Origin of the sequence: Providencia sp. PROV156 (genome assembly GCF_028480905.1) — a bacterium.
In the GTDB taxonomy this organism is placed as follows: domain Bacteria; phylum Pseudomonadota; class Gammaproteobacteria; order Enterobacterales; family Enterobacteriaceae; genus Providencia; species Providencia hangzhouensis.
Genome location: NZ_JAMPPE010000015.1, coordinates 54,521 through 72,669, shown reverse-complemented (window position 1 = coordinate 72,669; position 18,149 = coordinate 54,521). Strand labels below are relative to the sequence as shown.

The 18,149-nt window shown below is 40.2% G+C and carries 17 protein-coding genes; 6 read left to right on the top strand and 11 right to left on the bottom strand.

Annotated features, from left to right (window positions below; translation table 11 throughout):
* Positions 1 to 117: 117 nt before the first annotated feature.
* The 6 genes from PSF31_RS12510 to PSF31_RS12485 all read right to left on the bottom strand — a co-directional run bounded on the left by PSF31_RS12510 (position 118) and on the right by PSF31_RS12485 (position 7,327).
* Positions 118 to 972, bottom strand: a complete 855-nt coding sequence (locus PSF31_RS12510; protein ID WP_096863995.1) for a dimethyl sulfoxide reductase anchor subunit family protein — start codon at positions 970 to 972, stop codon at positions 118 to 120.
* Positions 973 to 983: 11 nt separating this feature from the next.
* Positions 984 to 1,526, bottom strand: a complete 543-nt coding sequence (locus PSF31_RS12505; protein ID WP_004264054.1) for a DMSO/selenate family reductase complex B subunit — start codon at positions 1,524 to 1,526, stop codon at positions 984 to 986.
* Positions 1,527 to 1,539: 13 nt separating this feature from the next.
* The gene (locus PSF31_RS12500) at positions 1,540 to 4,122 is read right to left on the bottom strand and encodes a molybdopterin-dependent oxidoreductase (RefSeq protein ID WP_096863994.1); all 2,583 of its coding nucleotides are present in this window, start codon (positions 4,120 to 4,122) and stop codon (positions 1,540 to 1,542) included.
* A 29-nt stretch (positions 4,123 to 4,151) separates the two neighbouring features.
* Positions 4,152 to 4,841: a TorD/DmsD family molecular chaperone gene (locus PSF31_RS12495; RefSeq protein WP_096863993.1), complete on the bottom strand. Its 690-nt coding sequence runs from the start codon at positions 4,839 to 4,841 to the stop codon at positions 4,152 to 4,154.
* 10 nt (positions 4,842 to 4,851) lie between these two features.
* Positions 4,852 to 6,195, bottom strand: a complete 1,344-nt coding sequence (locus PSF31_RS12490; protein WP_164560988.1) for a radical SAM protein — start codon at positions 6,193 to 6,195, stop codon at positions 4,852 to 4,854.
* Between the two features lie 658 nt (positions 6,196 to 6,853).
* Positions 6,854 to 7,327: an Lrp/AsnC family transcriptional regulator gene (locus PSF31_RS12485; RefSeq protein WP_036958686.1), complete on the bottom strand. Its 474-nt coding sequence runs from the start codon at positions 7,325 to 7,327 to the stop codon at positions 6,854 to 6,856.
* Between the two features lie 161 nt (positions 7,328 to 7,488).
* On the opposite strand from PSF31_RS12485, the gene PSF31_RS12480 reads away from it, so the two are divergent.
* A complete protein-coding gene (locus PSF31_RS12480) occupies positions 7,489 to 8,100 on the top strand; it encodes a LysE family translocator (RefSeq protein ID WP_096863992.1) in 612 nt (203 codons plus the stop codon).
* Here the strand turns inward: PSF31_RS12480 and PSF31_RS12475 are convergent.
* Both PSF31_RS12475 and PSF31_RS12470 read right to left on the bottom strand, forming a co-directional pair.
* Positions 8,097 to 8,663 carry a HutD/Ves family protein gene (locus PSF31_RS12475; RefSeq protein ID WP_226616984.1) on the bottom strand — a complete coding sequence of 189 codons (567 nt, stop codon included), beginning with the start codon at positions 8,661 to 8,663 and terminating at the stop codon, positions 8,097 to 8,099. The genes PSF31_RS12480 and PSF31_RS12475 overlap by 4 nt on opposite strands.
* 95 nt (positions 8,664 to 8,758) lie before the next feature.
* A complete protein-coding gene (locus tag PSF31_RS12470) occupies positions 8,759 to 10,183 on the bottom strand; it encodes an aminotransferase-like domain-containing protein (RefSeq protein ID WP_096863991.1) in 1,425 nt (474 codons plus the stop codon).
* A gap of 247 nt (positions 10,184 to 10,430) precedes the next feature.
* Between PSF31_RS12470 and PSF31_RS12465 the strand changes: the two genes are divergently transcribed.
* Genes PSF31_RS12465 through PSF31_RS12455 form a run of 3 tightly spaced genes read left to right on the top strand, consistent with a single transcriptional unit; the run spans position 10,431 to position 12,904 of the window.
* Positions 10,431 to 11,768 carry a cytochrome ubiquinol oxidase subunit I gene (locus tag PSF31_RS12465; RefSeq protein ID WP_096863990.1) on the top strand — a complete coding sequence of 446 codons (1,338 nt, stop codon included), beginning with the start codon at positions 10,431 to 10,433 and terminating at the stop codon, positions 11,766 to 11,768.
* On the top strand, positions 11,758 to 12,768 hold the full coding sequence (gene cydB / locus PSF31_RS12460) for a cytochrome d ubiquinol oxidase subunit II (RefSeq protein ID WP_004264011.1): 1,011 nt from the start codon (positions 11,758 to 11,760) through the stop codon (positions 12,766 to 12,768). The genes PSF31_RS12465 and cydB overlap by 11 nt, the downstream gene beginning before the upstream one ends.
* Positions 12,725 to 12,904: a DUF2474 domain-containing protein gene (locus PSF31_RS12455; protein WP_050763788.1), complete on the top strand. Its 180-nt coding sequence runs from the start codon at positions 12,725 to 12,727 to the stop codon at positions 12,902 to 12,904. Before cydB ends, PSF31_RS12455 begins: the two co-directional genes overlap by 44 nt.
* A 5-nt stretch (positions 12,905 to 12,909) precedes the next feature.
* Here the strand turns inward: PSF31_RS12455 and PSF31_RS12450 are convergent, their stop codons facing one another.
* On the bottom strand, positions 12,910 to 13,752 hold the full coding sequence (locus tag PSF31_RS12450) for a hypothetical protein (RefSeq protein ID WP_164560987.1): 843 nt from the start codon (positions 13,750 to 13,752) through the stop codon (positions 12,910 to 12,912).
* 257 nt (positions 13,753 to 14,009) lie between these two features.
* Between PSF31_RS12450 and PSF31_RS12445 the strand changes: the two genes are divergently transcribed.
* Positions 14,010 to 14,849, top strand: a complete 840-nt coding sequence (locus tag PSF31_RS12445; protein ID WP_096863987.1) for a siderophore-interacting protein — start codon at positions 14,010 to 14,012, stop codon at positions 14,847 to 14,849.
* Between the two features lie 217 nt (positions 14,850 to 15,066).
* Complete coding sequence (gene zinT / locus PSF31_RS12440; protein ID WP_004264004.1) at positions 15,067 to 15,711, top strand: metal-binding protein ZinT; 645 nt, start codon at positions 15,067 to 15,069, stop codon at positions 15,709 to 15,711.
* A 74-nt stretch (positions 15,712 to 15,785) separates the two neighbouring features.
* Here zinT and phoH read toward each other — a convergent pair whose 3' ends face one another.
* The gene (gene phoH / locus PSF31_RS12435; protein WP_094962486.1) at positions 15,786 to 16,571 is read right to left on the bottom strand and encodes a phosphate starvation-inducible protein PhoH; all 786 of its coding nucleotides are present in this window, start codon (positions 16,569 to 16,571) and stop codon (positions 15,786 to 15,788) included.
* Between the two features lie 495 nt (positions 16,572 to 17,066).
* On the bottom strand, positions 17,067 to 18,020 hold the full coding sequence (locus PSF31_RS12430; RefSeq protein ID WP_226616991.1) for an endonuclease: 954 nt from the start codon (positions 18,018 to 18,020) through the stop codon (positions 17,067 to 17,069).
* Between the last annotated feature and the right edge of the window lie 129 nt (positions 18,021 to 18,149).

Sequence of the window (18,149 nt, the reverse complement as noted above, 5' to 3'; positions counted from 1 at the left end):
ATAAAGGGTTATTGAGAGTGAAGAAAGCTAAAAAAACCGAAGGGAGATTCCCCTCGGTTCATATTATTGGTAAACATTATATAATTAGAGGCAAATATCATTTTGCCTCTAAAGGCATTAACCACCCAGCGAGAAAAATACCACTCGGCCAACCCCCTCACCAACAAAAATACAGAGTGTTGCCAGTGACATAACAAGTGTTGCATTTACATTGTGCCCATTTTTTTGGCACAGTAAACGGCCAACAAACAAGACTCCTAATGCAATAAGTATGACTCTAACAATGCTTAAGTTCACTAAACCCTCAGGTAGTTCACGCGGCGTCATTCCCATATAAATAGGCTCTCCCATATTTCCGAGTAGAGATAATGCGCCCAGCAGCATAAGTAAGATCCCAATAACACCAATACCGAGTGTAATTTTAACCACTCGCTTTAATTGCTCTTCTTTATCATTGCGACGCAAAGAGCCTACCAGTAATAATGCCGCTATCACGCCACCAACCAGTAATACCGCCCCAAAGAAACTGGCGTAGGTAAATAAGCCATTCCAGAGATTAAACAAGGTGTTAGCATACAACGCTGACATTGCGTACATATAGATAATACCTGCTAACGCACTAAGCAACAGTAGCAGCGCGTTCGCTTTTTGTTTAAGCAATAGCAGCGCGACACTGAAAAATAATAGCGCCATATAAATTGCAGTCGCCCACACTTCGCGACTCATCCATGAGGTCGATACATGCAGCATGGTATAAAACATGTGTAGCGGGTTGCCCATATGAAATAATGAACCCAATAACCCAACACAGCCCAGCACAAAACTGGCTAAAATAGGCAGTTTAATAAACTGGATGCTTTGTAGGTTATTTCCGCCTTCAAGCACACGAAAATAGCATACCAATGAAACTAACAAGCATCCCACAGAAGCCTGCATAAATAAGGTGAAAATCACCAACGGAAATTCATGCATGATAATTCTCCTTATCCTTTTGTACCGACAACTAAGTTCGGTTTGGTAATACTTGAGCTAGGTAGCCCGGCAATATCTGCATTCGAGCCATATTTTTTACGTAATTCGCTAATTAGACCGAACTCAATCGCACGCATAGGGCAAGAATCAACACACATTGGATTTCCTCCTTTTTCACGGAGATCAAGGCAAGTATCGCACTTGGTCATCATACCAATACTGGCATCGAACTGAGGTGCCTCGTATGGACAAGCCCATGTGCAATAGCGGCAACCCACACATTTATCATGATCGACTAAGACAACGCCATCTTCCTCTCGTTTGTGCATTGCGGTGGTAGGACAATGACTTACACATTGCGGATCATCACAATGGTTACAGGCAATAGACAAGTGCCAAGTCCGAGGACGTGGATACTCCCCCACTTCAATATCATACACACGGCGAAAGTTGCGCCCGACTTCAAGGTCATTTTTGTCTTTACATGCAACAACACAGGTCTTACAACCAATGCAAGTGGCAACATTAATATAAAATCCGACTTGTTTATCCATTTCTTATTGCCCCCTAAAATATAATACGCTGTGGAATTGCTGCATCTGGAACTAACTGGTCACCATGCCATTTTTCGATATTACATAGCATCGTGTTCCACCCTGATGTACCAAGCCCTGTAGGGACTTGAATGGTTAGCGTATTGTCGGCTCCCGCCATATCTATCCCTGTTTTTTCGTCAACATTGGTCCAACTGCCATGGGGTAATGCGACCACGCCCGGCTTCATCGTTTGTGTCACCAATGCAGGACGCACAATCTTCCCTTGTGGGCTCGTTATCAACACAGTTTCACCGTGTTTAATACCTAAACGTTTCGCATCAGACGCGTTGATATAAATTGGGCTTGGCCACTGTTCACGTAACCAAGGCACATTATCAAGCGTACTATGAGAGCGACGTAAGTAGTGTGGATTATAGATTTGGAATGGGTAATCCCCTTTCTCCTTCTTCGAGAAATCACTAAAGCTAGCCTCGTAACCACTTGCAGATGGAATATACTCAGGAATTGGCGGTAATTTAGTCCAGCCACACTCATCCGCTTTTTCGACTAATGTTTGGCAGTAAATTTCAAATTTGCCACTTGGAGTAGGTCGTGGATTAGCCTGAGGGTCGCGAATGAAATCTTCATAAGCAATATAGCCATAGTTATCACCAGCAGTCCGTTTTACTTGGTATTTCCCAACAGTAAGAAATTCATTGAGAGTAATTCGCCCCTGTTGTGGCTTACCTGTTACTTGCCATTCATCAATATCCGCTTGAGTGATTGTGATTAATGGTTCTGTCGTCTTACCATCTTCACCAATGATTGTTGCACCATTGAGTTTATTGAAAAACTGTTGTTTTTCAGAAATAGGAAAAACTTCCTCGACATTAATACCTAGACGCTTACCTATTTCTTTGGCGATCCATTGGTCACTTCTCGCTTCATAAAGTGGTGGAGTTACATTCACCGCTGCTATCATAACTTCACGGTTACTTGGATTTAATATGGTTCCTTCACGTTCCCACTCCGTGGTTACGGGTAAGACGATATCCGAATATTTCGCACAAGTATGTGGAACATAGGCTGCAGTCACAACCAATTCCACATCTTTACGATAAGCTTCAACGCTTTGCGAAATATTGGCTCGTGTTTGTAACGTGGCATTGAATGGATGAATGATCATTTGGATATTTGTATCCACATCCCCCACACCACGTTGGCGGAATTTTTTCTCTAATAATGCACGGTTAAGCTCATTGTGATTGATTTTTAAACTAACCGGGTTTGGTACTGACGGCAAGCCACTTGCTCCCGCCATGACTAAGCGAGTTCCATTATTCCCCGCAGCATAGTGGCAGCTTACGCCAGTCATGCGGCCAGGCCTTCCCATATGGCCAGTCATAAATCCTAATGTTGAGAATGCTTGTACCCATCCTTCTCCATTATGAATTCGTGCAGGAGCCCAACCTGTAAGCAATGCAACCCGGTTGGTACCCCCGATTTCACGTGCCAAAGTGCGAATATCACTCACTGACAGCCCACAAATATTAGAGGCCCACTCAGGTGTTTTTGGCTCTCCCGTATAGGTGCCTAATAGATAATCTTTGAAACTCCCTTTCGGATCTGCGCCTGCGGGCATATTACTTTCATCAAAACCAACTGTACAACGGCGCAGGAAATCCCAATCAATCAATGGGTTGTCAGGGCTGTCCATTTCTAATAACGCAGACATAATACCCAGAGCTAAAGCATGGTCAGTACCTGGGTTGATGGGGTACCAATCTGCGTCCATTAATTCCGCTGTAGTCGTATAACTTGGGTCAATACTAATAAAGCGTGCCCCCGCTTTTTTCGCTTGATAGTAATTATAGGTTGGGCTGCCTGGGCTACTCCATGCAGGGTTAGCTCCCCACATCACAATTAACTGGGAGTTACGCATATCAAAACGGTCATTGGTACCAAAGGTATAAAACCCTTCAAGTAATCCTAAATGAGCTGGCGTTTCAAACCATGCGCCCCATGAGGTTGTTCCCCAATCGCCAACAAATCCACCAGCCTTTGCATAAACGCTTTGGATTTCAACGCCGTTACCACCAGTGATCCAAATAGACTCGTTACCATATTTTTCTTTAATACGTTTCGATTCTGATGCCACAATATCTAATGCTTCATCCCAACTGATGCGCACCCATTGGTCTCGTCCTCGTAAGCTTTTATCCCCACCACCGGGAGCCCAACCTTTACGCTTCATTGGGTATTTCAGACGATCCGCCCCAAAGACTTGTTTACGTTGTGAACGACCACGTAAACAACCTCGCTGTTGTGGGAAATCAGGAGAATCTGCAACCACATCATCTGTTTTTTGTCTAACAACGACACCATCGACCACCAATGCTTTATTAACACAGCGGCCACCACAGTTATGCCAACAGGCTACGGGTTTCCATTTCCCTTGAGTCACTGCATCAGTGGCTTGTGCAACCGCTTTTTCTTCCTCTGGTGTTGCCGCATATAATTGCTTACTCAGCGGTAACGTAGCCATTACTGATGCCGCTGATGTCCAAGCTATAAATGAACGGCGACTTAAGGCTATTTTCTGTCTTTCTGACATTGCTCTTACCTCTTCATTTTGTTTTATTATTATAAATTGACTAATTCATTGATTTTTTTAATATCATTGCGTAAAAAAAGCTCAAGTAATGAACTTAATTGACGATAAAATACGGTTTCTGCATGGTTATGCATTGAGCGGCAAAATGGCGTAATAAAAGCCAATAAATGGGTATTCAGGAATGTCGCAGACCCGAGCAATAATGCGTTTACTTTAGTCCAATCAACGTTTTCAGTTTCGCTATCAATAATTTCAGTAATACGCAGACTTAAATGCCACATAAAATCTAACTCATAACCAATATGGTCAGCGGCTTCCATATCACCTTCTGGCAAGTGAACGCCATACCGTTCATAAAAAGACTTCACCGCTAAGGTACTTTCTTGAAATAACAATTTGTCACGAGAAACATACGTTGATTCCCATGGAGCTGCCGGCGGGGCTTCTGGGCCAATAAATAAGCGAGTAAAATCCCAATGCAAATTTTCGAAATCTTCGGTATTGGCTTGTAGCCGCCTATTGTTTAGGTCTTTATGCATTTCATTTATCGCATTTTTCATTGCAGGTAATGCTTCATCACAGGGGAATAACAACAACCCTGAATCTCTTAAATAACTTAATAATTCTGGCGTCGGCTCTTCCATAAACAAGCGCCGTAATACGTCATAAGCAAATTGACGCGCATAAAGAAAATCTAAAATTTGGTCATCATTGGTCATAAATGTTTCCCTACAGGTCAGTCAATAAAAATTCAGTGGGTGTGGTGAGTTCAACTCGCACTTCTTTAATTAAAGGATTGCCCTGTTCATCGGGCTCAATAATGTGGGAAGTCAATGCAATAGGCAGTTTGGCTAGCGGGGTTAATAAACAAATTGCTTCAGGATTAAACTGTAAAAATCCATGCAACAATTCTTGATGATAAGAAACGCCTGCGTTTTTCAATAAAACCGCCACTTTTTCACAATCGTCACCAAAAACTTTGGCGCTTTTAAAAAAATAATCCCGAGAGGAAAAAATATAATGCTTTCCTATTATTTGTTCATTGTGTTCAAAAAAAGCATTGCTTTGGTACACTTGCCCAGTATGCTTATTTTCTAAAGAGCAGTAATGCACCCCAATAGATAACTGATTTTCTAGTGCAAATTTAAGAACACGGAGACAGGCTAGTTCACTCTGTGCGACAGCTAATCCACCTGCATACCAATAGTTGTAATACACCTCATAAGGTGGGTTTTTAAGCATGTACCCGCGAGTTTGATAAGCTTCGCTATTTGTTAATGGAAAGCAAAACTCTAATAAATTGATACCATCAATACCAATATCATCAAGCTGAGTAAGTAACTGATACATCTCCGGTTCTGTACCGGGGATCACGGGCATTTCCACCATTACAGTTGGGATAATTTCGCGAGCTAAAGCAATGCGATGTAAAACTTTACTAATCCGTTCTTTAGGATCATCAATTTTGATACTAAAGCGGATTTCTTGTAGACCGGCTTTAGCTAGAGCTAATGCCGTATTACGGTCTAATGGATCACCTGCTGTATATAAACGGCTATGAGCCAGAGGTAATTTCTGTTGGACTGTTTGGAAAAACAAAATGCTTTCTTGGCGAAAAAGTAGAGGTTCCCCTCCTGTTAATGCGATATGAGTAAGTGGATAACCTTGTTCTGCTATCGCATCAACCTCACCAATAGCATCGCGCATTTCCTCTTGAAATTCATGATAGTTTTCTTGATTTGGATTAAAACAAAAGTAACAATCGCGGTGGCATTTTAAGGATAAAAATGTCGTGTGGCTCCCTTCCCCTGTACGGCATTGTACACAAGCACTTGATAGCCAATTACAATGTATACTCTTTCCATTATTCGCAAAAATTGCGCCTTTGCTTTTTAAATCTAGTTTGAGTTGTTCAATCTCATGTTGCTGTGCAAAAGCGGTTTCAAAATTAAGTCCATATTCGATAATTGCCTGCTGTGTTTGCTGTTCAATATCCAAATAACGAATAGCATAACGCTTAAACTTTTGGTTATTTACTGTAGAGATTGCTCTATCTGTAATAGGATAGATCATAAATTTACCTTCAATTTATGAGCAAATGGTTTCTATTATTCGTTGAATTTTCAATTGGACTCAGATCGCAAATAATCAATTAATAGACGGGTATAACAATACCTGTGACAATTAGAAAAATGCTTATAAAGACTCACATCATTACCGATTAAATTGAAAATATTTTTTAAATAAGAAATATTCGCATTATTTTATTTTGATTTAGTATTAATTGCAGTATAAGTTAGTGGCATTATATGATGTTGCGCAAGATCAAAAAAACTTTCCTTTCATTATTTAGATATCAAACAATTAGCTGATACTGCTAGCACAGCCAAATTATTACTCAGCAACGTTCTCATTATATGAGAATAATCTCATCAAATAAATCGCTATATAAAAACCAAATAACCAATTAGATAACTCTCAGAAATAAAATAAAACTAACCTGTTAACATTAAAATAATCATAACAATATTTCAATTTGTAAAATTAAAATTCAAAAAATGTTCATCTATTCATTTTTGTATTATTATTTATTTTTATCTTATAAAAATAAATCTCTCTAACAAATAAAGCATAGTGACTATTTATCCTTTTTATCATATTTAATTTATATAATTAAAATTAATCGTTAAGCATTTTCAATTTGTCACTATCGCTCTATTAGCTATTATCATCAAAGTGGTAAAGCATAAGTAACCTTAACCGTTTCCATTGGTACCTCCGTCTTAATACTTTGAATACTGCTAATTTGTGTTAAATGATCCGCATGGAAACGACGATATGACGCTAAGTCTTCCGTCACAATACGGATCAGTGCATCACATTCCCCCGCCATTAGATGGCATTCGACAACTTCAGGCATCTGTTTAATGTCTTCAACGAATTGGTTGATAGTTTTAGCATCCTGTGTTTTAAACCAAATACGAGCAAATAAAGAAAGGCCCGCTCCAATTTTACTGCCATCCAACACCGCCACATAACGTTTGATAACCCCAGCCTCTTCAAGTAATTTCACGCGACGTAGGCAAGGTGACGGGGAAAGCCCCACTTCTTTAGCTAATTCAATATTCTGAATTTTTCCATCTCTTTGTAATACTTGTAAGATGTGCCTATCAATGGCATCCAGTTTTAGCCTACTTTCTTTCATTGGTATTCAACCTCAATTTTATATTAATTAATGATATTAAATACCAATTATTGTTTGTTTTAAAGCAATAAAAAAATCCAATATCATTGGATTATCGCTATAATTTTATCGCTACTGGCCAGTTGCGTAAAAATAACAATGAACAATAATGAGGAATTGAAATGGAGTTACAGAGCTTACTCTTATTTAGCGCAACCGTGATCCCTTTAGTCTGTACACCAGGCCCAGACATTCTATTTATTTCCGCACAAGGATTATCGGGAGGAACCTCAGCGGCCTTGAAAGCGAATTTAGGTATTATATTGGGTTATGTGGCACATGCGATTCTAGCCGCACTTGGTTTAGCGGCGATTGTTGCAGCTTCACCCATGATTTTCCACACCATTAAATGGGTTGGGGTCGCTTATGTCACTTACCTTGCTATTCGCATGGTGTTATCTGCGATGAAAGCTGGAGACTTAAAAATTCAAACTGTGTCAACAAAGGCAGTCGTGGGTAAAGCATTTTTAACTAGCTTTCTTAACCCCAAAGGGTTACTGGTGTATTTTGCTATTTTACCGAATTTCATTAAGCTAACAGAAAGCGTCGCTGTCCAATCCTTAATACTTTCAGCCACTTTTATAATTTCGTGTGTCGTGATCTACGGCGTAATAGGTGCATTATTTGCATCCATGCATAATAAACAAGCTTATAATGATAAAAAACGTCGTATAACCGAAGGTGTTGCCGGTGGAATGCTAACGCTAGCCGCTATCGGTTTAGCAACCAGTTAGCGGGGTAATAACTCAATCCAGATTAACTTGCTATCGGTGCTAAGTGGTTTTATATCTCCTTCACCGATATCAGGTAACCACCACGCTCCTTGTCCTTGCGCCATATGATGGCAATTTGCCCCTGAAATTTCCCATTCGCCATTGAGCACGTAGACTAACCCCGCTTGGTTGGCGGGTAATCTACAATCTTCAGTGATGAAATAGTTTATAGCCACCCACCTATCATCTCGAAAAATAAAATTCATTAACTTAACTGATGGCTCTGAGACTTTTACCGCGCAAAATTGCTGAGCTGAAAATTGGGCGTGATCACCTGCGCGCTCTAGGCGATGCTCAAACGCTTTGGTATCGGTTAAAAGAAGCGGCTGGTCATTCAACAATACCACCAGCCTTTCCCCTTCTGCATAGCGCTTTAAATAGCTATCTTGGTTAATGGTTGCAATGCTTGCGCGTAATGAATAATCCGATGCAACCGGCCAGCAAAACACTTCTTGGCTGGCCCCCGCACCATCATTCCAATCAAGGATAGGTAATTCCATTATGTCAAAACATTTTATTTTCACATTACCTCCCGTCTGTTGCTGCTAACACATTTAGATTTATACCTAGATTGGCAAAGTTAATCTTTCAGGGCAATGAATTAACGATGATAATGTGACTAATCACGCCTCTCATTGATTAAAAAGTGACATAAACGACCTAAAGTTTTCATTGCTTCCTCCACCCTCTCATTCCATGTAAACGATGCATTAAGACGAAATGCATGATTAAACTGGTCACTTGTGGAAAACATGCTCCCCGGCGCGATACTGATACCTTCTTTTAGTGCGAGTTGATACAACCGAATTGCATTAAACGGCGGTTCAAACTCTAGCCATAAAAAATACCCACCTTTTGGTGTATTAACTTTTACTGACTGAGGCATGTATTTTGCTATTGCACTCAACATTTGGTGCTGACGCTGTTCCATCGTTAAACGCAGTTTACGAAGGTGGCTGTCATATCCCCCTAATGATAAGTACTCCGCAATAGCTAATTGCGTGGGAACGCTGGCAGAAACTGTACTCATCATTTGTAAATGTTGAATTTTTGTCGCGTGTTGGCCTGCAGCCACCCAACCCACACGATACCCCGGTGCTAAACATTTCGAAAATGAAGAACAATGAAAGAAATTACCTTTAGTATCAAGTGCCTTTGCGGATATTGGCTGTTTGCTACCAAAATAAAGTTCCCCATAAACATCGTCCTCAATTAAAGTAATTTGATGCTTATTAAGGATATCGACCAGACGTCTTTTGTTTGTTTGCGGCATCGTTCCGCCTAATGGATTTTGATAATGCGTCATTAGCCAACAGGCTTTAATTGGATATTTGCTCGCAATATCCTCTAATGCGTCAAGATCAATACCAAATAACGGGTCTGTTTTAATGGCAATGGCCTTAAGTTTTAACCGCTCAATTGCCTGAAGTGAACCATAAAATGCAGGAGATTCGATAACGACCCAATCCCCGGGCTGAGTCACCGATTGTAAACTCAGAACTAAAGATTCCATTGCCCCTGCTGTAATCACGATTTCATCCGGAGCGACATGGATCCCTTGGGTTGCATAACGCTGAGCAATGTTACGACGCAGTTGTTCATTGCCAGGAGGCAAGTTAGCCGGGGTATTAAATTTCGATAAGCGCCTAGCGACAGACGCGAGTGATTTCGCAAGTTTTGGATCATCCAACAAGGCAGGTTCTGGAAATGCAGAGCCAAATGGGATAATATTCGGGTCCTTACAAGCTTGTAGGACACCAAAGATAGAGGCGTTAATCTCTACATTTTCATTCAAATGTAGCCCTTTTCCTCCTTTTGCGGCAGCAAATGCGTTATTGCGGTTTGCCACGTAATAGCCTGATTGCGGGCGAGCAACGACCCATCCTTGGCTTTCAAGTAACTGATATGCTTGCACAACAGTCATTAAACTCAAACCAGACTGCTTAACACTTTCCCTCAATGAAGGTAATCTGTCGCCCACTTGCCAGATATTGTCTTCAATTTGCTGACGAATTTGCGCTGCTAATTGTTCATATCTCGTCATAGCCGCCTCAACTGTTATAGTTAATATCTCAATAATTGTTACTATTATAGTTTATCGTCTCATGTTCTACTTATCCACACATTCACCTGACTTTTTTTTAACTATAAGCACAAAACATTTTTCGTTGAATTGCGGTTATTTTGCATTCAGGTGTGAGCAATTCCTTTTGCTAGGGATTAGCGCCTCAATTGCTCTCATCAAAACGTTAAATATTGCGTGCCATTAACATATCCACTCAGGGGTCAATATGTTTGGACTAACTGCGCTGGAACTTGCCCGTATACAATTTGCTTTTACGGTCTCGTTTCATATTATTTTTCCAGCCATTACTATTGGGCTAGCAAGTTACCTTGCGGTGCTACAAGGCCTATGGCTTAAAACTCGTGACGAGGACTATATAAAACTGTTCCACTTTTGGTCGAAAGTTTTTGCGGTTAATTTCGGAATGGGCGTTGTTTCTGGATTGGTGATGGCATACCAATTTGGTACCAACTGGAGTTTCTTTTCAGATTTTGCGGGTGGAATTACCGGCCCATTACTCACGTATGAGGTGTTAACCGCGTTCTTCTTAGAAGCTGGTTTCCTTGGTGTCATGCTGTTTGGTATGAACCGAGTGGGTGAAAAACTGCACTTTTTTGCCACCTGCATGGTTGCATTAGGTACCATCATTTCCACTTTCTGGATTTTGGCATCCAACAGTTTTATGCAAACACCGCAAGGCTTTGAAATTATTGATGGGCGCATTGTTCCCGTTGATTGGTTTGCGGTTATTTTCAACCCCTCTTTCCCTTATCGGTTATTGCATATGACTACAGCTGCTTTCCTGGCTGCAGCATTTTTTATTGGTGCTTCTGCGGCATGGCATTTGCTCAAAGGCAACAAATCCAGTGCCATGAAAAAAATGTTTTCCATGTCCCTGTGGTTGATTTTGGTCTTAGCCCCTGTCCAAGCTTTAATTGGCGATGCTCACGGCCTAAATACACTTAAACATCAACCAGTTAAAGTTGCCGCAATGGAAGGTCACTGGGAAAACAAACCTGGGGAAGCCACTCCACTAATCTTGTTTGGTATTCCAAACCAAGAGAAAGAAAAAACCGAATATGCCATCGAAATTCCGTATCTTGCGAGCCTGATATTAACCCACAGTATTGATAAACAAGTGCCTGCATTAAAAGAATACGCGCCAGAAGACAGGCCGAACGTGTTTATGGTGTTCTGGTCGTTCCGTGTAATGGTCGGGCTTGGCTTATTAATGATAGCGGCTGGAGTCTGGGGTTTATGGCTGCGTTACCGTAAAAATTTGTATGAATCCAAAACCTTCCTGCGCTTTATGTTCCTCATGGCCCCCTCTGGTTTAATTGCCATTTTAGCGGGTTGGTTTACAACAGAAATAGGCCGCCAGCCATGGGTTGTTTATGGGCTACAACGAACCTCTGATGCGGTCAGTGCACATGGTGAAATGCACATGAGCATCAGTTTAATTGCCTTTTTTGTCGTTTATGGTGGTGTTTTCGGGATTGGCTACATGTACATGATGAAATTAATTCGTAAAGGTATCGCGGAGGACGCAGCTCATGGGCATTGATTTACCTCTCATTTGGTTTGTCATCATCGTATTTAGTATGTTGATGTATATTGTTATGGATGGGTTCGATTTAGGCATTGGGATCCTTTACCCTGCGCTAAAAGATAGCCAAGACCGTGATCTGATGATGAATAGTGTTGCTCCTGTGTGGGATGGCAATGAAACTTGGTTGGTTCTAGGTGGAGCCGCTTTATTTGGCGCCTTTCCTCTCGCTTATGCGATTGTCCTTGATGCACTGTCAATTCCGTTAACTTTCATGTTACTGGCCTTGATTTTCCGTGGTGTCGCCTTTGAGTTTCGTTTTAGAGCGGACGAATCGCACCGCCGCCATTGGGATCACGCCTTTATTTGGGGTTCAATTTTTGCCACCTTTGTTCAAGGTGTGGTAGTTGGTGCCTTTATCCAAGGCTTCCATGTGGAAAACCGTGTTTACATGGGGGGGTATTTCGATTGGTTCGCACCTTTCCCACTATTTTGCGGGTTTGGCCTCGTGGTCGCTTATGCGCTACTAGCGTGTGGTTGGTTAATTATGAAAACTGAAGGCCACTTACGTAGCACAATGTATCGCGTTCTAAAACCATTAACATTACTGATGTTAGCGGTCATTGCGGTAATCAGCTTCTGGACCCCAATGTTAAATGAGGCAATCTTTGAGCGTTGGTTCTCACTGCCGAACCTGTTCTTCTTTTTACCTGTTCCGTTACTGGTATTAGCCTGTACTTGGTTGATCCTAAAAAACGCTAAGCGCCAACAACATGACAGCGTGCCATTCTTAGCGGCTTTAATGTTAATTTTCCTTGGGTTTACTGGTCTAGGTATCAGCATCTGGCCAACGCTCATTCCACCTGCAATAAGTTTCCGTGATGCCGCAGGCCCATCCGAAAGTTTAGGCTTTATGTTAGTGGGTGCGTTATTCATTATTCCTGTTATTTTGGTTTATACCTATTGGAGTTACTATGTCTTCAGAGGAAAAATTACCCCAGAACAAGGCTACCACTGATAACGTGGCAGCCTCCCCTTGGTGGAAAAAACTCGGTTGGATGGCCATTATCTGGTTCGGAAGTGTACTTGCTTTATTTGCATTTTCGTCAGTGTTTAAATTGATGATGACCGCCGCTGGGATGAAAGTGAAGTAATCAACTTACTGAATGCCGCATAAATTTTTACGCGGCATTTTTAGACTTTTCAGGAAAGGCACTGTCGGGTGTGATGAATTTGACCGCCGCAAAAAAGACGCCTCGGCTAATTTATCCAAATCATTATACTTCCCATTATACACTTCAACCATATTATCGATATCTACCATGGTAATTTTATTTTCACCCAGTATTTCACTATTTTTTGTTTCAAGATAGCTTCCAATATTACTCCAATTTAAATCTTGAGCTAAATATTTACCTTTGCTATTCCAGTCAGCTATTTTTGTTTTTAAGAGGTCGTTATAGTCTTCTTTTTTACATACAATATTTGCCCATGGATCAATATTATAATCTTGCCCATTGATAGCAATTTGACAAAAAGCATGATCAAAACGTTTATTTTTCACATCTATTAACCAGACAAAATTTGGATTAAGACCAGCATGACATGATAAAACATAACAAATTTCCGCTAATTCACCGCAATTCCCCGTTTTAGATTGAATGGCTGCGAGTAAAAAAGCTTTTTTATCTTTAATGGCTCTATTTTTGCTTAACTGTTCTAAACAATTTTGATGTTGTTGAACAGTACGATTTAACCTGATTTTATTTGCTGATTTATTAGGACTTCCCTTAAAATAAGAACGTGTTTGCAACAGGCAATCATCCGCTTTTTTTAATAATGTGATGTGTTTCTTATCGCTATCAGCCTTATATAATGAGTTTAATGAAGGTAGTGATGATAAATTTTTAATATTAACAATATGTGATTCAATTCTCGTCTCATTTCTGGGTGATAATTGTGAAAAACAGATATCCTGTGTTCTTTGTTTATTTATTCTCATGACGATTGTCTCTTATAATAGTGAATAACTGATACGCAGCATAAATCTATCACGCCTATTTGTATTTAAAGAAACGACACAAGACACTGCGATATATTTACCATAAGAACCGCTGATAGCACTAAACTCGCTCAAGTTCGTAGCCATCATTTATCAGCTGCAATCAGTGTTTCCCTCTTGCAACCTTTTAATTTATTCATGATAATGATAATAATTACCAAATAATAAAATTATCATTAACACATAGGAGAACGTCCGTGGCTACTGAACAGACAGTTGAAAAGAATATCTATCGCCCGGCTCCACCACAGCTCATTCAAGTCAAATCCATAACCGATATCAGCCCATCTATTCGTAGTATTACTTTCACCGGTGAAAGACTCAATACATACCCAACAGATTGTGAAGGTGGGCACCTGAAAATATTTTTAGCCCCTGATTTAATCAGCCAGCCCGCACTCCCTATCCTAAGTAAAGAAGGCCGTAGCTGGCCAGAAGACAAACCTCGCCCATTTGTTCGTACCTATACCGTCAGAGCCATCCGTCCAGAAGTTAGCGAGATAGATATTGAATTTGCTATGCATGATGGCGCAACTGGCCCTGCATATCTATTTGCTCGGGATGCAAAACCAGGAAATTGGATGGGAATTACCAATCCAGGTGGCCCAGACCCATTATTACCTGCCAGACAACATTACTTCATGGCTGGTGATTCAAGTTCCCTACCCGCTATCGCCGCATTATTAGAAAAAATGCCAGCGAATGCCCAAGGCAAAGTTGTACTACGATTAGATAACCCAAAAGACGTAAGAGAACTAAAAAAACCTGAACAAGTTGAGGTGATTTGGGTTTGTGGTGATATCACCAAAACCGCTGAATTAATTAGCACATTTAAGTCTTGGGACATCCCAAGCAGCGACTGCGCTTTCTGGATTGCGGGTGAAGACCAAATTATTCGTGATTTGCGTCGTTATATTCGTCGTGAAAAAGGTTTTGGTCGTGATGATATCTATGCGATCCCTTACTGGCGATATGGCTATGATGAGGAAGGTTACCATCATGAGCGCCATGCTGTAATGGATAATCCTGACGATTAACTTCACTTCAAATATTTAGTTCGCTTATTGGTTTATAAATTCTAATAAGCGAACTCATTTCCTGATCTTGCCTGTCTTCATCAAGTTGTTAACCATTATATTCCTCAACAATAAACTCCCTAAAATACTTTTCATATCCATAAATGTTATGTTATAACATAATAGTTTTTATGGTCGTTATATTCACTACAAAAATAGGAAAACCACTGTGTACAAAATGGCAATTTTAAAAACTAGTCTTTATATTGCATTAGCTCTCACTAGCTATACTGCTGCTGCTCATGGCTCACATAGTCACTCCCATCCACAATCAGAGAAAGCGCTACAAGCTTCAAAAGGGATTTTTGAAGATACTGACGTCAAAGATAGATCTCTTAGTGACTGGCAAGGCATCTGGGAATCTGTTAATCCATTGCTATTAAATGGAAAACTTGATGAGGTTCTAGAAAGTAAAGCGAAGAAAAATAAAGACAAAACTGTTGAAGAGTATCGTGAATATTATAAAAAAGGTTATGCCACTGATGTTGACAGTATTGGTATTGAAAACGATGTTATTGAGTTTACTCAAAATGGTACTGTAAGTAGCTGTAAATATGACTACGCCGGTTACAAAATTCTTCATTATACTTCAGGAAAAAAAGGCGTTCGTTACTTATTTGAATGCAAAGATGCAAACTCAAAAGCGCCTAAATTTATCCAGTTTAGTGACCATATTATTGAACCACAAGCCTCGGGGCATTTCCACCTATACATGGGAAATGAATCTCAGGAAAAATTATTAAGTCAGCTAGAAAATTGGCCAACTTATTACCCATATACCCTCACAGATGAGCAAATCGTACATGAGATGCTCTATCACTAATCGGCTTCCTATATAGGAGTCTAACCTATGCCCCGTGGGTAAATCGCGGGGCATATAGTTAATAGCAATGCTAATTAGTGGTTATAAGCCAATAATGCCTTATGGCATAATTGTGATCTCACACAATCCTCTATAGTAAAATTCACCATTGAAACCATTTCATCACTACTAAAACGTTGTAATGCATCAGCTAACCCTGAAGACACACCTTCTGGTAAATCACACTGGGTCACATCACCATTGACTATCACCGTCACATTTTCACCAAGCCGAGTTAAAAACATTTTCATTTGAGTGACTGTGACATTCTGAGCCTCATCTAATATCACGACGGCATTTTCAAATGTTCGGCCTCGCATATAAGCAAATGGGGCTATTTCCACTTTAGCAATTTCGGGACGCAAACAATATTGCAAAAAAGATGCGCCGAGCCTTTTCACCAAGACGTCATAGACTGGGCGAAAGTAAGGCGCAAACTTTTCTGACATATCCCCCGGTAAAAAACCGAGATCTTCCTCCGCTTGAAGAACGGGCCTTGTCACAATGATCTTATTGATATCTTTATGAATTAACGCATCAGCCGCAAGTGCAGTACTGATGTAAGTTTTACCACATCCCGCTTCACCATTCGCAAAAATTAATTGCTTATGTTTAATGGAATTAATATAGAGTTTTTGAGCTTCATTTCTGGGCAATATAGGGGATTCATCACGCCGTTCTTTTGCCATACCGATAGCTTCAATGCCAGTAAATTCAGCAAATGATGCGACGTTATTGATATCAAAACGACCTGAGCGATCTTTGCGTGATGAACGTTTCATTTCACGGCGTGCCTTTGTTGCAGCTTTCTGTCTACTCATAGTATTAACCCTTCCAGGTATCAGTGATGTCAATTCAAATGACGGACTATTCAAAACAGAGGCGAGCTCCCTTCAAGCTCAAAGTTAATATCAAATATCTATTATGTGGCTGTAACTCCATGCCATAACTCGGCTAATAAAAAAACCGGTTACCAATCTCACCATGGAAATCTCATGATGGAGTGGTAACCGGCTTTGTATTCTCGTGTATAAACACTTATTTCCCATTAGTTTCTCCTGTAACAGCGATACTTTTAAACTAATGAATCTATGTGACAGTAATATGACGAACTGCAATATTTTTTGTGCCCCAATGAGTCCATGTTTTTATTGCAGTTTTCACTGCTTTAAATATAGCGTCATTTTTTTTGATAAAGCAACATTTTTCTAACAAAATTTTGGGCGTTTATTAAATTTTTTCGTTATCACACATAAAAACAAAAAAAGTAAAACCACAATAATCAGCTAGTTAACTATTGTGGTTTGAAAGGATAATTAGCGTATTTTACAATTTCCCGCTAACTCAAAACCTGCGGCTTTAGCCGATTGCTCGTCAGTGAAGATGACGGCATTTTTATCAGCGATGGTATTGAAGCTAGCGCAATGTGAAAAATGATATTTTTTAGAATTACGATTACCTTTAATTTCAACCGCATCTGATACAATAGATTTATCTTCTATTACTTGAGGCTGATTTAAGGGTGAGACTGGTGAAATATTAACTCCCTCTGCGCTATTTTTATGATTTAAATTCCATTTTTTCTCCCCTGTCACAAATGGGTTATGATGCCCCATTACCTTAGCGATTCGATTATCTCGCTTGATTTCCCAAGAGGTTGGAGGATATTTATTATCCCAAGCCATCAATAACTGTTGTTGTTGACGTGACATAGACAAGTTATAGCGGTCATGCATATAAAAATATACTCGGGCTACCTGCCCTTTGGCTTCATCTCTTGGCTCAAAGACTTTTTGTTTAAAATCAACTCGGCTACGGCACATTCCGTATGGATACGGTGTATTAGTGGATAATTGCCCAAAACTAAAATTGCTTCTATCACCATTCACTTCACCAATAGAAGGCGCTAAATTATGCATATCTGCTTCCATTCGGCCAAAAATAGGGTCACTAGACACACAGTTTTTCCGCCCCCCTTTTTGCCAGCATTGCCTTTGATGACCAAACACCCATGCTGGAACAATATGCTCCCATTCAATACGCTCAGCTCGGTTCTGTTGTTTACGCACTTGGTAGCCACAAGAGGCTAAGTCAACCTTTCCCCCGCTTTTTCCTACCCATTCCCACTGGCAACCACAATATATTGTTCCCTCTCCTTGATGATTTTGATCTGCATAAACCTGCGTTTTACTTAGCACTTTAGCTTCTGTAAACGAATTTGGTGCGGAAAATGAAAAAGCAGAGAAAAGAAATAATAGAATCGAAAAAATGAATTGATAATATTTGGACAAGCTAAATTGTTTCAAAATAACACCACTAATAAGAATATATGCGAAGAATTAATATAAATGCATTAGTTTTTCCTCTAACACATTAATGCATAAGAAGAAATATCACAT

Bases quoted from the DNA above. Each gene is read 5' to 3' on its own strand.
- PSF31_RS12480 (WP_096863992.1), top strand. From the start codon at position 7,489: ATGGAGTTACAGAGCTTACTCTTATTTAGCGCAACCGTGATCCCTTTA.
- PSF31_RS12470 (WP_096863991.1), bottom strand. From the start codon at position 10,183: ATGACGAGATATGAACAATTAGCAGCGCAAATTCGTCAGCAAATTGAA.
- PSF31_RS12510 (WP_096863995.1), bottom strand. From the start codon at position 972: ATGCATGAATTTCCGTTGGTGATTTTCACCTTATTTATGCAGGCTTCT.
- PSF31_RS12485 (WP_036958686.1), bottom strand. From the start codon at position 7,327: ATGAAAGAAAGTAGGCTAAAACTGGATGCCATTGATAGGCACATCTTA.
- phoH (WP_094962486.1), bottom strand. From the start codon at position 16,571: ATGAGTAGACAGAAAGCTGCAACAAAGGCACGCCGTGAAATGAAACGT.
- PSF31_RS12465 (WP_096863990.1), top strand. From the start codon at position 10,431: ATGTTTGGACTAACTGCGCTGGAACTTGCCCGTATACAATTTGCTTTT.
- PSF31_RS12455 (WP_050763788.1), top strand. From the start codon at position 12,725: ATGTCTTCAGAGGAAAAATTACCCCAGAACAAGGCTACCACTGATAAC.
- PSF31_RS12495 (WP_096863993.1), bottom strand. From the start codon at position 4,841: ATGACCAATGATGACCAAATTTTAGATTTTCTTTATGCGCGTCAATTT.
- PSF31_RS12500 (WP_096863994.1), bottom strand. From the start codon at position 4,122: ATGTCAGAAAGACAGAAAATAGCCTTAAGTCGCCGTTCATTTATAGCT.
- zinT (WP_004264004.1), top strand. From the start codon at position 15,067: ATGGCAATTTTAAAAACTAGTCTTTATATTGCATTAGCTCTCACTAGC.
- PSF31_RS12450 (WP_164560987.1), bottom strand. From the start codon at position 13,752: ATGAGAATAAATAAACAAAGAACACAGGATATCTGTTTTTCACAATTA.
- cydB (WP_004264011.1), top strand. From the start codon at position 11,758: ATGGGCATTGATTTACCTCTCATTTGGTTTGTCATCATCGTATTTAGT.
- PSF31_RS12490 (WP_164560988.1), bottom strand. From the start codon at position 6,195: ATGATCTATCCTATTACAGATAGAGCAATCTCTACAGTAAATAACCAA.
- PSF31_RS12505 (WP_004264054.1), bottom strand. From the start codon at position 1,526: ATGGATAAACAAGTCGGATTTTATATTAATGTTGCCACTTGCATTGGT.